Origin of the sequence: Exiguobacterium sp. RIT452 (genome assembly GCF_003598705.1) — a bacterium.
GTDB lineage: Bacteria > Bacillota > Bacilli > Exiguobacteriales > Exiguobacteriaceae > Exiguobacterium_A > Exiguobacterium_A undae.
Genome location: NZ_QXJB01000006.1, coordinates 1 through 15,279, shown reverse-complemented (window position 1 = coordinate 15,279; position 15,279 = coordinate 1). Strand labels below are relative to the sequence as shown.

Sequence of the window (15,279 nt, the reverse complement as noted above, 5' to 3'; positions counted from 1 at the left end):
TTGAAATTCACGGCGAATGTGTAAAGAATATTTCAGTTGGTAGGGAAACGGTGAAGCGACCGGGAAAGAGGTAACAAGACAAATAGAGGGTTCATGAGAAGGGAGGTTTCCGGTGCTTGAGCAAATTCCGTTTTTACTCAGCCGCTTAGGCATGTTGGCTTTACTGGCTTTTTTATTATCGCAGTGGCGGACGTCACGGCACCTGTTCCAGACGTCTTCGCGACGTGCCCATCACCTTGTGTTGTTAAGCGTGTTTGTTGTATCCGGCATCCTGATGAATTATGCCGGCATCGGCTTGTCGGCGGACCAGACGATTGATCCGTTGCTTGGACTTGCAGTCTCGCCCGATCAATGGGTCGTCGATACCCGGCTGACGATTATCGTGACGAGTGGTCTGCTCGGCGGACCGCTTGTTGGCGGAGTGACCGGTTTGCTCGTAGGTTTTCACCGCTTTTGGCTCGGATCGTTTGGTGCGGAATCCGGTTGGATCATCGCCGTTTTAGCGGGATTGTTAAGCGGATTGTACAGCCGGCACTGGCGGATGAAGGATCAGTATGCCTTGCTCCAACCGATCGGGATTGTCTTGAGTGCCGTCATTCTTGATATCGGGATTGCCCTGCTGTTAGCTTCAGACCAAGCCCTTGTCCTGGAATTGACCCGCCAGGCCGTCTTTCCGATGTTGTTCGTCAATGCCGTCGGAATCAGTGTGTTCATCGCAATTCTGCGAGCTCAGTTAAAGCTTGAACATGAACTGTTTGTCCGCGAGTCGGCACGCGCATATCGCCTGCTTGATGCGATCCGTCCGTTACGGAAACATGGATTGACGGTCGACGTTGCCCGTCAGATCGGCACGACGATTTTGGCCGAGACGAAGATTAACCGTGTGGTGTTGCTCGGAGCAGAGGGGATTCTGGCGGATGTCCGAACGGGACACGACACCGCCGATTTGTTTCAACATCAGACGATTCTCGAGTGGGTCGAAGCCGGAGTAGTCCACCGGTCGGAGGATGCACTGACGCATCAAATCGTCTCCTTTCATCCGTTACAGATCGAAGGAAAAAAAGCCGGCATCGTCTGTTGGTTCCCGGCCAATTTGTTTGACGATACGATGGAACAGACAATGGAACAACTGGTCGGACTGCTGGCGCGGGAACTGGTGCTGTATCAAGACGAGCAACTCGAGCACTCCCCGAACCAAACGATCAAACCGATTTTAAGCATGAATTATCTGCTTGGCATCGTCGACGAAATCCACCAAACGGCGGATCCGGACAGTCCGGTCAAACATCAGCTGGGTGCGTTACGGCAACTGTTGACGACGGCTCGCCGGATGGATCTCCATCCGCTGCGCGAGGAGTTGCTGACGCTGAAGTCGTATTTATCGCTCGAAGGGATACGCCGGCATCATCCGTTGACGTCTGCTGCCGTCACGATCGATCTCGACATCGAGACGGCTGTCGAAGAACACTTTGTCTTTCCGCTGCTCGTGACGCAACTGGTCGATAATGCGTTACGGCATGCTTTTCCGCAAAGTGGACCCCATCACCGGATTGACGTCCGGGCATTTCAGGAGGAAGCCCATTGGGTGTTGGAAGTGACGGACAATGGAACGGGACTGCCGGGAGACTTCTTGAAACGATGGCAGCAGGACAAAAAGCTTGAAACGAGTAATCTCTTTTTGTTACGTCGGGCATTAATGCGGCGATATGGAACGACTGCTCAGTGCACGATCCATTCACGACCCGGGAACGGGACGCGGATCAAAATCGTCCTGCCGATGGAAACCGACTGGACCTGACAATCGTTTGATTCCGCGTGCTGGAATCGGACGATTGTTTTTTTTTAGCTGATCCTGGGTAAAAATGAAAGCAAGAGCAGATTGATACAGGAGGATAAGGCGCATGATTACAACAAAAGAAGTCGGGTATTCCGGCGAGCAACCGATCATCGCTTTTACATTGATGAATCGCAGCGGACACAGCGTAGAGCTACTCAATTTAGGCGGGAAAATCACGGCAATCCGCGTTCCCGATCAACAGGGAACGGTCGAAAATGTCGTCTTGGCCTTTGATGATATTGAAGAATATTTAGAAGATCCCCATCATTTAGGGGCGACGATCGGACGGGTCGGCGGTCGGATTGCCAACGGAGCATTTGCGCTTGAAGGGATGAACTATATCCTCGAACAAAACGAAGGGGAGCATCATCTGCATGGCGGCAGCGTCAACTGGTCGAACCGATTTTTTGAACATGAAATCGACGGCGACACGCTCCACCTGTTGTTGACGAGTCCGGATGGCGAAAACGGTTATCCGGGACAACTTGATGTCCGGTTGACGATTGACTGGACCGATGACGATGCGTTGATTTTAACGTACCACGCGACGACGACGGCTTCGACACCGTTCAGTCCGACGAACCACACGTATTTCAATTTGACGGGAAATGCGAAAACGACGATTGAGCAGCACCGTTTGCGAATGGATGCACCGTTTTATATTCCGTTAAATGAGGAATCGGTTCCGACGGGTGAGATTTTATCCGTCAATGAGACCGTCTTTGACTTCCGGACAGCGCGTTCTCTGTATGAAGTGACACATGCGAGTGATGAAGCACTACGCCAGGCCGGCAGCGGTGTCGACCACCCGTTTTTATTAAAAGAAGGCGGGGAAATCGTATTGGAAGAGCCGGTCAGCGGCCGGACACTGCGTGTCGAAACCGATCAACCGGGCGTCGTCGTCTATACGGGCAATCATCTGGCGGGCGACTTTACGATCGCCGGACGTCGCGCAACACCGTATCTTGGAATTTGTCTTGAGACCCAAGGGTTGCCGGATGCCATCAATCAGCCGGATTTTCCGTCTGTCGTCTTGCGGGCAGACGAGGTCTATGAAAAACGGACGACCTTCCAATTTAGTCGGATGCAGTAACGTTTTTTTGCTAACATCCTAAGCGAGTATGGTAGGATAAAGCGAGAAGAATCTAACGGAGGCATAGGAAAATGACTAAAATAGCATGGGTGACCGATAGTATGGCCTATTTCAAAAAGGAAGAGGCAGAAGCAATCGGCGTCAATGTCGTACCGATTCAAATCTTGCTCGGTGAGACAGCATATAACGAAGATACGATTACCGTCGAACGGTTATTCCGCGCGCTTGAGGCAGACAAGAAATTGGTCGCTAAAACCTCGCAACCGATTTTTGGGGAATTCGTCGGGACGTATGAACGATTAAAAGAAGAGGGATATGACTGTGCGATCGCTGTCCACTGTACGAACGGTTTGTCGAGTACAGTGCAAAGTTCAGCATCGGCAGCGGAAGCAGCCAGCTTCCCGGTCCATATCATTGATTCCCATACGGCGTTTGAAAACCAACAGGAATTTATCCGTTACGGCATGGAACTCGAAGCAGCAGGCAAGTCAGTCGAAGAAATTACGGCAGCCTTGCATGCACTGGCGAAGAAAACGCATTTCTATATGATCGTCGGAAACATGGAGACGATGCGCCGGGGCGGACGTGTTTCATCCGGTGATTTGTTCCTTGCCAACCTGCTCAGCATCAAACCGATCATCACGACGGACGAATCCGGAAAAATCGTCCCGTTTAAAAAAGCGCGGTCGCTGAAAAAGGCGTACATCGAAATCATTAAACAGGTCGAAGAAGCGATGCGTCAGCATACGTTTTATAAAAACCGGATTTATGTCGCAACGACGATGGCACCAGAGATGGCGGCTGATTTACGGACACAAGTCGCAGCAAAATTCCCGGAACTGACGGTGCTCGACGGGACGTTTGGTCCGGCAATCGGAACACACGCCGGAGCAGAAACAGTCGGCTTGTTCTGGCTGAATGACTAAAAAACAACGAAAAACCAGAATCGATTCCTTGAGGCAGGGAATTGATTCTGGTTTTTTTTCATGTCGATCAGGCAAGAATGATTCCTAAAAAAGCGGCACCGATCCCGCAGAGGTAACTGAGTCCGAGATACAGCACCAATGTCTTTCGATTTTGATTCTGAACGAGTTGTAACGTTTCCAGCTTAAAGGTCGAAAACGTCGTAAACGAGCCGAGGAATCCGGTCCCGAGCAACAACGTCCAGGTCGAATCGAGGTGGGAGCCGATGACAAGACCGAGTAAAAACGAACCGAGCACATTGATGACGAAAGTCGCCAACGGAAAATCCTGTTTCCACACCGTTTTCGTCCACTGGCTTAAGGCGAAGCGGCTGATTGCCCCAAAAAAGGCACCGGTCGCAAGAGCAAGGAGATTCATGAGACCTCCTCCTTTTGAAAGCGGCGTAACCGGCGTGTTCCGAGGAGGTAACCAACGTAAGACAACAACAAGCCGCCAAACAAACTGAGACTGATATAGGCGAACGCATAACTGTACACACCAGCCCGCAACAATTCAACCGATTCGACACTGAACGTCGAGAAGGTCGTGAAGGAACCGACAAAACCGGTTCCAAGTGCCGTCATCGCATACTGATGCAGCAAGGTTGTCTTAAATAAAAAATGTGTCGCGTAGCCGAGTACGAAGCAACCGATTAAATTGATGCTTAACGTCGCCCACGGGAACACACCCACCGCAACGTGTCCGATGAGAAGACCAAGACCATACCGGGCAGAGGCACCGAGTATACCGGCGAGCCCGACTAATAGATAGAGCATAGAGAGCCTTCTTTCACTCATTTTGTATTTACCATACGCTTTTCAGAAATCAAGCGTCAAGTCATGAAAATTTTTATGGAGACTAAACGTCATCTCAAAATTGGACGATAAGAAAGTGTACGAATCCAACAGAAGGAGTTTTGCAGATGGTCTCACCGCTTGAACGATTGAGTACAAAAATACTCTCTCGTCTGATTCCTGTATTGATTACAATTGCCCATCCCTTGATTTTTATTTTTGCACAAATCGGCTATGTCCCGATGAGTGTCTTTTATCAGTTTTTAGCCGGCGGACTGTTATTAACAGTTGCGTTGCTTGCCGGAAATCAGTTTTTTGGTGAAAAACCGAGTGGGAAATACATTCAAATCGTCTTGACGTACCTTGTCCTGGCACTGGTGCTTGTCACCTTACCGTCTCAAAGCATCTGGACGATTGCTTATCTCTATCTGACAATCTCGATCGTCTATCTCATCCCGCACCTTGTCGTGCTCGCAGGTGTCCTCGGATTGTTTGAACTGGTTCTCTTTACGCTGCTCGGAACCATCGTCTTTACGAACACGTTTGACATGATCGTTGCTTTCGTCATCTACTTGATGGTCTTTTCGGCAGCGACGTTCGTCGCCGTATTCGGGCGAAACGTCATGCGGGAAGTGAAGCGCCAACAAGAAAAAGCCGAACATTATGCGGAGACGTCTCAACTGACGCTTCGTCAGTCAGCGGCGACCGCAACGGATGTCACGACGTTCACGGAAGAGATGAGTGAAACGGTCGATACGGCAAAAGCTTCGTTTGAGAAAATTGATCAAGCGATGCAGATGCTGGCGGACAATTCTTCGAAAAATGCCCAATCCGTCCGACAGATTAAACGGATGAACACCGATAACGTCGAGTTGATGGCAGATGTGGCAACAGCCGTCGATCGGGCACTTGCTCTCAGTTCATCATCAAAAGTTACGGCGGAGCAAAGTCAGGCTACGATCAGTGAAGCCGGCGAGTCGTTACAACAATTAACCGAAAGTATGGATGAATCGGTCACCGCCTTTGGACAGCTCGCAGGACGCTTCAAAGAGATTGTCAGCATCACCTCGAGCATCAATGCGATTGCGACACAAACCAATCTGTTGAGCTTAAATGCCTCAATCGAAGCGGCGCGTGCCGGCGAGTTCGGTAAAGGGTTCACCGTCGTCGCCCAGGAAATCCGGAATCTGTCCGCGCAGACGGCAGCGGCTTCAACGGAAATCAATCAGATCATCGAACGGGTTGACCGTGATGTCATGCACACCGGAAACTCGATTGATGCCAGCACCAGCTTGCTGCGGGAACAGGAAGCGCGGATGCAACGGAGTCAAACCGCATTGCAGACGATTGCAACCGATTCGAACGATTCCGTGCAGGCGATCAGCGGCGCACAACAGCAATTCGTGACAATCACAAACAGTCTGACGAACATCGCACAGGCGACGGAACAGCTTGATGCCTTCATGGATCTGTTGCTGACGAGCAGTGATCAACTGTCCGGATTGACACGGTCGCAAGTCGAACAAATCGTTGATTTACAGCAGGCCATCCATACGTTAAATGCCACGGCATTAACACTGCAACAGACAGCCCATGCCTGACACCTGTGTATCGATTCTGACGAGTCGGTACACTTTTTTCGTTTGTCGCAAGTGGTGAACGGGAACAACTAGAAGGTACAACAATCAGAGGAGGAAATGACATGAAAGCAGCCTATATTGAACAGTACGGTGGTTCGGAGCAATTTAAAGTGGGGGAACTCGACCGTCCGGGTATCGGAGCGGATGACGTCTTGATTGCAGTGCATGCAGCAAGTGTCAATCCGGTTGATTGGAAGTTGCGTGAAGGATACTTAAAAGAAATGCTCAGTTACGATATGCCGCTCGTCATCGGTTGGGATGTGTCCGGTATTATCGAAGAAGTCGGGGAGAACGTAACGGACTTAAAAGTCGGCGACGAAGTGTTCAGCCGTCCGGATATCGCCCGTCAAGGGACCTATGCGGAATATGTCGCGGTGGATGCTCATCTTGTCGTCAAGAAACCGGAAGCGCTGACGTTCGAAGAGGCAGCGTCACTCCCGCTCGTCGCCCACACGGCATGGCAGGTCATGTTTGAAGTGATGGATGCGAAAGCGGGGGACAAAATCTTTATCGGTGCCGGTTCAGGCGGCGTCGGAACAGTCGCGATTCAACTCGCGAAAGCGCACGGATTACACGTCATTACGTCAACAAGTACAAAAAACGTTGACTGGGTGAAGGCGCTTGGAGCAGACGAAGTCATCGATTACAAACAGGAAGACCCGGCAGATCGTGTCCGTGATCTTGATTTTGTGTTTGATACGATGGGCGGCGACGGACAAGCGAAGTTGTACCACATGCTTAAACCAAACGGAATGCTCGTCTCGATTTCGACACCACCCGATGAAGATCAGGCGAAGGAAGCGCAGGCACGCGTCGCCTATGTCTTCATGCAACCGACAGGCGAGCGGCTGCAACATATCGCCCAGGCCGTTGAACGGGGAGAGTTAAAACCGGTCGTCGACCGGATCTTTGATTTAGACCAGATTAAAGAAGCGCATGATTACGGCGAAGAAGGTCATGCCAAAGGTAAAATCGTGATTAGAGTGAAGTAAAAGCAGACCTGACGTTTCTAGCGTCAGGTCTTAGCCTGTAGACGTCACAATCAACTAAAAAAGATTCTCTCCTCCCGTGCTTTCCTCGGGCGAGACGCAAGTCGCGGCTTCTTGTTCACTAGGAACAAGGAGCCGGGTCTCGCTTGTCTCTGACAGCGCAAAAAAACGCGCTTTTTCCCGTAGGAGTCACGAGCGGACGAATCTTTTTTTTAGGTTAGCCTCTAGCGAGAGACCCGCAGTTTAACTGTAGGGTCTGTTTTTAATAGACCTGTTCGGATACCAACAGTCGATCGAGTAACTGTAATGTATCTGGCTGACGGATCAGCATCTGTTGCAGGTGCGTCAATTCTGCCTGCAAAAATTCCCGATAGAGGCGAGCTGCTTCGCCATGCGTGGCCGGAACGAGGACCGCATAAATCGCTTCCAGGCGCAGGCGTGGAGCGTCCGGTAAATAATCAGGAATCGTCTTTAAACCGAGTTGGGCCCGGTCGGGGACGTAACGGTGCAGCAACACTTTGGCGAATTTCGTCAAGGCACTCCGCAACATTTCAACCGCCCATAAGGCATTACCACGTCCGGCTGCTTTTTGGTACTGGAACAGGAACCAGATCGCATCAATCGCTTCGTCTTCTGCTTCTTGTGTACTCAGTGCTAAAGAAGACGTGTCGGTATAGCGCTCGAGTTGTCCGGCCGGATCGTACAGAACACGGATCGTATCGTGGTGATTCAAGGAATCGAGTGTCACCGTAAACAAATCAATATGTAAGAGATCGTCATAGACGGCAATCAACTGCGGGGCGACGATGAAGATGTCGTCTTTCCAGATGATGGGGCGGTAAGCAGACAGATGATCCATCCGGCGTGTCAAAAAATCGGGCAATGTGTCACCGGCGACCAGGCAATAGAGGTCAATATCTGAATAGACATCGTCCTCTCCACGGCCAAATGATCCTTTCAGAAAGACGGCTTCGACAGCCGGATCTTGTTTTAAGCTTTCAAGCAACTGTTCAATCGCATAAAGTTGACGCATTGGTTTCGCTCCCTTACGTAGTCTATTCCGTCAGTATACGTGAAATTAGGGATATTATTTCATAAAAAAAGAGCGATTCGATTAAAATGAATCGCTTGCACTAGAAGCAGTGGTTTCTTGGAGCATCTCTTTCTGCGCCAAATGGTCGACGTGTTTTTCACCCCACGCGTTGATGGCGTTGAGGACGGGAATGAGCGTCTTGCCATAATCGGTCAGTGAATATTCGACACGGGGCGGGACAACTTGATAGATTTCCCGGTGGACAATATCGTTCAGTTCGAGTTCCCGGAGCTGGGCCGTCAGCATTTTTTGCGTGATGTTCGGCAGATGCCGTTTCAGCTCGCTGAAGCGAAGGGTGTCATGGGTAATTAATTCGAGCAAAATCGACGGTTTCCATTTTCCGGTCAGAATTTCGAGTGCGGTCTCGACGCGACAGCTGGGTGTCTGTTCCATCATGGTGCCTCCTTCGTGGTATCGTTTAGGATACTATACCACCTTTTAGTGCCTACTTCCGTTCCGGTCGCTCCTGACGGATAATGAACACACGAAGCGAATCCATGAGGAGGAAAAAAGATGAACATTGACCCAAACATTACACTCGGACCCGTCCGTTTACGGATTACGAATTTAGCTCAATCGATTACCTTTTACCGTGATTCACTCGGCTTGACGGTCTTGGCACAAGACGAACAGACGGCCACACTCGGTGCCAAAACGACACCGCTCGTGGTGCTCGACCAGCACAGTACGGCAAAACAACTGCCGAACAATTCGGTGGCCGGCTTGTATCATTTTGCGATTTTATTGCCGAATCGAAAAGAGCTCGGATTTGTCATCCGTAATCTGATTGCCCAAGGAGTTGAACTCGGGCAAGGCGATCATCTTGTCAGCGAAGCGTTTTATTTATCGGATCCGGACGGGAACGGCATTGAAATTTATGCCGATCGTCCACGCGAGACGTGGACCTACGAAGCGAACGGTGACGTCAAGATGACGACCGATCCGGTTGATTGGCAAAGCATGCTCGTGGAAGCGGGTGAGGAAGAGTGGTACGGAATGCCGGCGGATACGGTCATGGGACACGTTCATTTCCACGTCAAATCGCTGGAAGCGGCGCGGAAGTTTTATGTCGAGACGCTCGGCTTTGATGTGGCAGCGGATGCTTCGCGAATGCGGGCATTGTTCCTTGCTGCCGGTGGTTATCATCACCATATCGGAACAAACGTCTGGGCAGGTGTTGATGCGCCGGAAACACCGTCGGACGCCGTTGGACTTTCGTACTGGACACTGATTTATCCGACTGAAGCATCACGTGAAGCAGCAATTTCGGCAATCGCACAGACATCTTATGAAATGAACCGGATGGAAGATGCCGTTTACGTGACGGATGACGCCGGGATTACCGTTCGATTGACTCTGGCTCCATCTGTATGATCGAAATTGCAGATAAAACAACATCCCCCGCCACATGACGATGTCGTGTCGCGGGGGATGTTTGGATTGAAAAGTAAATGGATACTTATATGATTTTAAAGCAAAAACAGTTGAACCGATAGGAACCCGGATAACGGTATCATTAGCTTTGATCCGAATAAATGTGTCTGCATATACATGTAAGTGAGCCAAAAAAAAACAATGGAAATCAAAACGCGTTCTAGCAGCATCTTTCCCGAATAACGTGTTTTTTTCAAAAAAGTCACCGTCCTCTTATTTGATCTAGATTTACTTTATCGACATCAAGAGGATGGAACGTAAAAAGTCACTTATTTGATACCCGAATCCGGTCCTTCTTCTCCGAGAAGGGTGACATAAAAAGAACGGGAGAGTTCTTCTTGGTGATGGTAGCCGAGTACGTTGTAGATCATCAACGCCTGCTCGACGTCCTGTTTCCCGGTGTTGTGCTCACCTTGGGCAATCAGGAGGAGTCCTGTATAAAAGAGATGAGTATTTCGATAAAACATCGTTTCGATCCCTTGTGAAAATTCATCGAGTTGGATGAGTAAAGTCTGCGCCATATTCAGCTCAGAACTCATGATCAATTCATGGATTTCATTAATCAGCAAAGTACAGATGACGGTCCGTCCGCGCTTAAAGTGCTTGTAACGATGCAGGGAGGGGAGAATGCTGCGGAAGTATTCTGTTTTTCGCTCATAGTCAATGAAATCAAGCGTGTTCGCAAAAAAACGTAGTTCGCCAATCGTCCAAGTTTGAATCTGGTCCAAGTAGTCGTGAATCGTATCACGCGTCTCTTGTGAGACCGCTTCTTTCGACAGTACACCGTATTGATTGAAATAGGAAAGTTGCTCGATACGAGCATTCAGTTCGGCAATCCGTAAATCATTTTGGTAGGAATCAGGAAAATCGCGATAGGTCTCCCGTAACGCCATCAATCCTTTAATATCATTCGCATTTCCCTTTAATCCATACTCATCATAAAATTGTTCGACGAGCGATTCCTTGTATTCATGCTGAATGTACAGGAATTCATCAAGTTCTATACCAAGCCGTTCGAGGAGTAATTGGATGAGATGAAACGAGATCTCATGTTTTCCCTGTTCGAATCGAATCGCATAGGATTTGGACATGACGTCACTGTACAGTTCTTTTTGTGTGACGCCTTTTTTGATCCGCAGTTCCCTCAGTAATTCTCCGTGAGATAAGATAAAAATCCCTCCTGTGTTCATAGTCAATGGACTGCTGTTTCCCAATGAAAAAAGAACGAGACAAAAGAATAAACGTTCCTAAAAAGGACAGGTACTAAATAGGAGACTATTGGAATTATTCCCGAATGTACGTCTTATACTTCAAGTATCAAATCAAACACGATTTAGACATCGTGTAACTACTCAAGGAGGAACATGTCATGAAAACGATGCGGACGACAAACAGTGGCTTATTAATAGGAGCAATCTTATTATTAATTGGTTTTGGAGCGTTAGTACAGTGGGAGTCAGCATGGTCAGCGTTATTTGTTTGTGGGCTTATCGCATGGGCAGTAGCTTTTAAAAAGGATAGTCTTCAAGTACTTTCATTTCCGAAGAAAATTTGGATGATTCCCCTTAGCGTCATCCTTTACTTTGTCGTGGGTCTGCTGATCGGGGTATTATCGGGAATGGCAGGAATGGAATGGGCGGCGAACCCGGCATCCGGTCATCTGGGACAAATCATTTTTATCATGCCGTTCATGCTGATGGGTGAAGAATTGCTCGGAATCGGTATTCTTGAAGGCGCACGGAGTAAAGGATTATCAATGTGGACGAGTACACTGTTAAGTGCTGTCGTCTTCGGTCTCATGCATATTCCGTCATACTGGGATGGTTCATTCGTATCGACACTCTTGCATGTTCTTCTTCTGCAAGGTGTGGCCCGAGTGATCTTCAACTACCTTTACATCAAAACGGGTCGTAGTATTTGGGGTTCCTGGATCGCGCACGTGATTGTCGACTTGATTGCACTCTCCCTCTAACAGATTGCATGTCTGAACCTGAATTCAAAAATCCAGCAGTAGACGTATAGAGTCTACTACTGGATTTTTTTGTTGAGTACTGATGAATTACACGTTGTTTAACGGAAAGATGACGTTGCATTTCCGTCATAACGGCTGATCAGTTCATATGGTCTAACTTTATATAAAGCATGCGGGAAGTAATGTGGATCCATCGCGTCGAGTGTCCGCAACTGGAAGTGTTCCCGCTTGATATACGTGTCGATAGTGTCGCGCGTCAGCGGGAAGAAGCCGACTTCCGCCGTTTCTCCTTCTTGCGGACGGAGTTCTCCGCTTGTGTACGTACCGCGGAAAGCAACGCAGAGGACGTGGCTTGAGATGTTTTGATAAATCCCTGTGATGCCGTCAATTGTGACATCTGCGCCGGTTTCCTCTTTGACTTCACGCTTAATGGCATCAAGAATCGATTCATGATTTTCGACCTGACCACCCGGCATCTCATACGTGTCCCCACGATGGAGATTGCGGACAAGCAGAACTTCTCCGGCTTCGTTCGTGATATAAGCGGTGACGCTGACGATGGCACGCGGCGGGGCATAAACACCGGTCGCCGTCAAAAAGTCTTCCGTTGATTTAATATAAAGGTTTTTTCCGAGACGGGCGCGTTTTTTCATCGCTTCGCGGCGCAACGTGCTGCCACGGACGTCCCGGTCGACTTGTTCGTAATGTTCACGATCACGGTATTCCCAGATTGCAATGACTTCATCTTCTGCTTCGTTTACCCAGCGACCGACAAGACGGGCGCCGTGGCTGATTTGTAACGGGTAGAGATACGTGTGAAAGAACTCGGTAAATTCCTGCAGTCGTTCCGGGCGAATCGTATAGGTCTTCCGGCGATGTAACATGGAAATTCCTCCTCTATCGTTTCAGCAGTTATGTTCTTAGACTACCTTCTCGGACGCGAAACGAAATCCCTGCTTTTCGCCGGAATCCGTTCACGAAAAAACGACTCCGCGTCATGCGAAGTCGTTTGGAATGTGCCGTTCAATTAATCTTTTTTTGAGGCACCACTGAGATCCGCATCAAGCAATTTCACGCGGCTTTTTTTCGTCGAGAATGGATGTGTTGCGTTTGATGGCATGCACGATTTTCGCGATGGCCCCATCACCTGCGACGTTAGCGGCTGTGCCGAAGCTGTCTTGGGCGATATACAGGGCAATCGCCAGACTGACCATCGTTTGATCAAATCCGAGCATCGACACAAACAGTCCGGTCGCAGCCATGACAGCTCCGCCCGGAACGCCCGGTGCGGCAATCATCGTGACGCCGAGGGCGAGAATGAACGGGAAGATTTGACCAAATGTCACCGGCAGATTGTTCAAGTAAAGAATCGCAATGACGACAGAGGTCAATGTAATCGTTGAACCGGCGAGGTGAATCGTCGCACAGAGCGGGACGACGAAATTGGCGACTTCCTCATCGGTATCGTTCGCCTTCGTTTGACGCAGCGTAACCGGAATCGCTGCTGCCGAAGACTGTGTCCCGATGGCAGTGAAGTAAGCCGGCATCATCGTCTTGAGGAGGCGGAACGGATTTTCTTTATTGACGATGCCTGCGATGACATATTGAAGTGTCAGCATGACGAAGTGCAAGACGATGATGACGACGAAGACAAGGGCAAACACAGAAAGGATTTCTGCGACTTGACCGGCATACGTCATGTTCATGAAAATTCCCGCGATGTGGAATGGAAGTAACGGGATGATGACTTTCGCAATTACGAGTTCAATGATGCTGCGGAAATCAACCGCGAGTTCCAAGAGGCGGTCACTCTTGACGGCAGCAATCCCGATGCCGAACACGAATGCCATGACAAGAGCTGTCATGACGCCGAAGACCGGCGGGATTTCGATTTCCATGAAGCCTTTCAGCAACGCTTCTTCCGGGTTTTCCATCTTGCCGAATGAGCCGCTCAACATTTTAGGGAAGAGGCTGACGGCCGTTCCATAAGCGAGGAGTCCGGCGGTAACCGTTGACAGGTAAGCGATGAGGGCGGTGATGCCAACCAGCTTTCCGGCACCTTTCCCAAGTTCTCCGATCCCGGGAACGATAAAGCCGAGGATGATGAGTGGGATGGCGAACGATAAGAATTGACCAAATATACCGTTAAACGTTACAAAAGAACGGACGATCCAATCGAAGCGTTCGGTGACGAGACTACCTGCTATAATTCCAAATGCGATGGCGATCACGATACGTCCCAGTAGACCAATGTTAAACTTCAAACCAATCATCCTTTCTCAAAAGAGTAGTAAAGCTGAATAGGTGCTATTTTCGCACATTCAAAATGGTATTACCACCGTGTTTGAATCATTCCGATTATTTCGAAAACAGAAACCGATTGCAGGGTTTCCCGAAAAAATGCTTGATTACTTTAGTACAGCCACTTCTAATCGAAACAATGTACAGATTTAAAATCATATTTTTAGGACATCGTGAAAATATAAGAACTAGTTAAGAAAAGAAAAGGGCTCAACTATAGAAAAAAAGGGCATACTTGAACTATAGAGAGAAAAAAGAGGGAAGTGAGAGAATCATGGATTTTATGGCGTTGGTCCGATTAGCGGGCGGCATTATGTTTACCCCTTTATCGGATGATGTGCTGATGATGGGACACGTTGCATTACGATTACGGGAAGGCATTCATCCGATTTTGATTTGGCTTGCGGCATGGCCGGTCTTTTTTATTGCGTTTACTTGGTTTTATCTGCTCGCACGTTTTTTCCGGGAGATCCCGCTCGTGAAACGTTTCATGAAATCCAAATTTCTGGAACAGGCCGAGTCGATTTTGGAACGCCGCGGGTTGTGGGCAATCGGGTTATCGTTCTTTTTACCGGGTGTCCGGCACCCGATTCATTACGTTGCCGGGTTGCTCGGTTATCCGTTACCGCGCTATTTGGCGATGACATTCGCTGCGGCAGGTCTCTACACCGGGTTATGGACGTTTTTGATTGTTCGAATCGGAGAGGCGGTCACATGGTCGGAGCTTTGGATGTGGTTAACTCAAAATCCGAGTATGGTGCTGCTAATTTTAGCTGTTTTGTTAACGGTAGTTGTTTCAAGTGTCGTACATGCGAAACGTCGGCAACGCATTAAAAAAGAAGAAAGTTACGTGACGGAATAAGACAACTGAACACTGAGAAGTGGACAGGTGTTGTCTTATTTACATAAAAAGACCCCTTCAGAAACGAATTCTGAAGGGGTCTTTGTTCATCCATTAGTCTTATGCGTTTTGACGTTTGCGAGCGAGGACGATTCCGGCTGCACCGAGTGCGAGACCGAAGAGTGCGATCGCACCAGTCGTTGCTGCTGTGTTGTTGTCGCTCATGCCGCCGTTACCTGTGTTTGGCATTGAGCCTGGTGTACCGTCCATGAACTTCTCTGGTGATTGTTTGACGATTGCGTCACCAAGGTTTGCCCCCACA

15 protein-coding genes and 1 pseudogene are annotated in these 15,279 nt (G+C 49.1%); 8 read left to right on the top strand and 8 right to left on the bottom strand.

The window, feature by feature from the left end; all coding sequences use genetic code 11:
- Positions 1-112: 112 nt before the first annotated feature.
- The 3 genes from D3D03_RS12735 to D3D03_RS12725 all read left to right on the top strand — a co-directional run bounded on the left by D3D03_RS12735 (position 113) and on the right by D3D03_RS12725 (position 3,856).
- Positions 113-1,798, top strand: a complete 1,686-nt coding sequence (locus D3D03_RS12735) for a LytS/YhcK type 5TM receptor domain-containing protein (protein WP_026834149.1) — start codon at positions 113-115, stop codon at positions 1,796-1,798.
- A gap of 103 nt (positions 1,799-1,901) precedes the next feature.
- Positions 1,902-2,930 carry an aldose epimerase family protein gene (locus D3D03_RS12730; RefSeq protein ID WP_026834148.1) on the top strand — a complete coding sequence of 343 codons (1,029 nt, stop codon included), beginning with the start codon at positions 1,902-1,904 and terminating at the stop codon, positions 2,928-2,930.
- A 71-nt stretch (positions 2,931-3,001) separates the two neighbouring features.
- Entirely contained in the window at positions 3,002-3,856 is an 855-nt protein-coding gene (locus D3D03_RS12725; protein ID WP_026834147.1) for a DegV family protein, read from the top strand.
- Between the two features lie 67 nt (positions 3,857-3,923).
- Here the strand turns inward: D3D03_RS12725 and crcB (D3D03_RS12720) are convergent, their stop codons facing one another.
- On the bottom strand, positions 3,924-4,271 hold the full coding sequence (crcB, locus tag D3D03_RS12720; RefSeq protein WP_026834146.1) for a fluoride efflux transporter CrcB: 348 nt from the start codon (positions 4,269-4,271) through the stop codon (positions 3,924-3,926).
- On the bottom strand, positions 4,268-4,669 hold the full coding sequence (gene crcB / locus D3D03_RS12715) for a fluoride efflux transporter CrcB (RefSeq protein WP_026834145.1): 402 nt from the start codon (positions 4,667-4,669) through the stop codon (positions 4,268-4,270). The genes crcB (D3D03_RS12720) and crcB (D3D03_RS12715) overlap by 4 nt, the downstream gene beginning before the upstream one ends.
- A 146-nt stretch (positions 4,670-4,815) precedes the next feature.
- Here crcB (D3D03_RS12715) and D3D03_RS12710 point away from each other — a divergent pair, with 146 nt between their 5' ends.
- Both D3D03_RS12710 and D3D03_RS12705 read left to right on the top strand, forming a co-directional pair.
- A complete protein-coding gene (locus tag D3D03_RS12710) occupies positions 4,816-6,288 on the top strand; it encodes a methyl-accepting chemotaxis protein (protein WP_119923760.1) in 1,473 nt (490 codons plus the stop codon).
- A gap of 101 nt (positions 6,289-6,389) precedes the next feature.
- Entirely contained in the window at positions 6,390-7,319 is a 930-nt protein-coding gene (locus D3D03_RS12705; RefSeq protein WP_119923759.1) for an NADP-dependent oxidoreductase, read from the top strand.
- A gap of 259 nt (positions 7,320-7,578) precedes the next feature.
- On the opposite strand, the gene D3D03_RS12700 is transcribed toward D3D03_RS12705, so the two are convergent.
- Together D3D03_RS12700 and D3D03_RS12695 are read right to left on the bottom strand one after the other, a co-directional pair.
- A complete protein-coding gene (locus tag D3D03_RS12700) occupies positions 7,579-8,349 on the bottom strand; it encodes a nucleotidyltransferase domain-containing protein (RefSeq protein WP_119923758.1) in 771 nt (256 codons plus the stop codon).
- An 81-nt stretch (positions 8,350-8,430) separates the two neighbouring features.
- Complete coding sequence (locus tag D3D03_RS12695; RefSeq protein ID WP_026834139.1) at positions 8,431-8,802, bottom strand: winged helix-turn-helix transcriptional regulator; 372 nt, start codon at positions 8,800-8,802, stop codon at positions 8,431-8,433.
- Between the two features lie 120 nt (positions 8,803-8,922).
- On the opposite strand from D3D03_RS12695, the gene D3D03_RS12690 reads away from it, so the two are divergent.
- Positions 8,923-9,783 (top strand): VOC family protein, encoded by an 861-nt coding sequence (locus tag D3D03_RS12690; protein ID WP_119923757.1) that lies wholly within the window; start codon positions 8,923-8,925, stop codon positions 9,781-9,783.
- 329 nt (positions 9,784-10,112) lie between these two features.
- Here D3D03_RS12690 and D3D03_RS12685 read toward each other — a convergent pair whose 3' ends face one another.
- Positions 10,113-11,033: an Rgg/GadR/MutR family transcriptional regulator gene (locus tag D3D03_RS12685; protein ID WP_119923756.1), complete on the bottom strand. Its 921-nt coding sequence runs from the start codon at positions 11,031-11,033 to the stop codon at positions 10,113-10,115.
- A 179-nt stretch (positions 11,034-11,212) separates the two neighbouring features.
- On the opposite strand from D3D03_RS12685, the gene D3D03_RS12680 reads away from it, so the two are divergent.
- A complete protein-coding gene (locus tag D3D03_RS12680) occupies positions 11,213-11,815 on the top strand; it encodes a CPBP family intramembrane glutamic endopeptidase (RefSeq protein ID WP_026834136.1) in 603 nt (200 codons plus the stop codon).
- Between the two features lie 98 nt (positions 11,816-11,913).
- Here D3D03_RS12680 and D3D03_RS12675 read toward each other — a convergent pair whose 3' ends face one another.
- Positions 11,914-12,699, bottom strand: a complete 786-nt coding sequence (locus D3D03_RS12675; protein ID WP_119923755.1) for an NUDIX domain-containing protein — start codon at positions 12,697-12,699, stop codon at positions 11,914-11,916.
- 177 nt (positions 12,700-12,876) lie between these two features.
- Positions 12,877-14,088: a dicarboxylate/amino acid:cation symporter gene (locus D3D03_RS12670; protein WP_119923754.1), complete on the bottom strand. Its 1,212-nt coding sequence runs from the start codon at positions 14,086-14,088 to the stop codon at positions 12,877-12,879.
- A gap of 302 nt (positions 14,089-14,390) precedes the next feature.
- On the opposite strand from D3D03_RS12670, the gene D3D03_RS12665 reads away from it, so the two are divergent.
- A complete protein-coding gene (locus D3D03_RS12665) occupies positions 14,391-14,978 on the top strand; it encodes a DedA family protein (RefSeq protein ID WP_119923753.1) in 588 nt (195 codons plus the stop codon).
- 99 nt (positions 14,979-15,077) lie between these two features.
- On the opposite strand, the pseudogene D3D03_RS12660 reads toward D3D03_RS12665, so the two are convergent.
- Positions 15,078-15,279: pseudogene (locus D3D03_RS12660) on the bottom strand (copper amine oxidase); the annotation flags it as partial.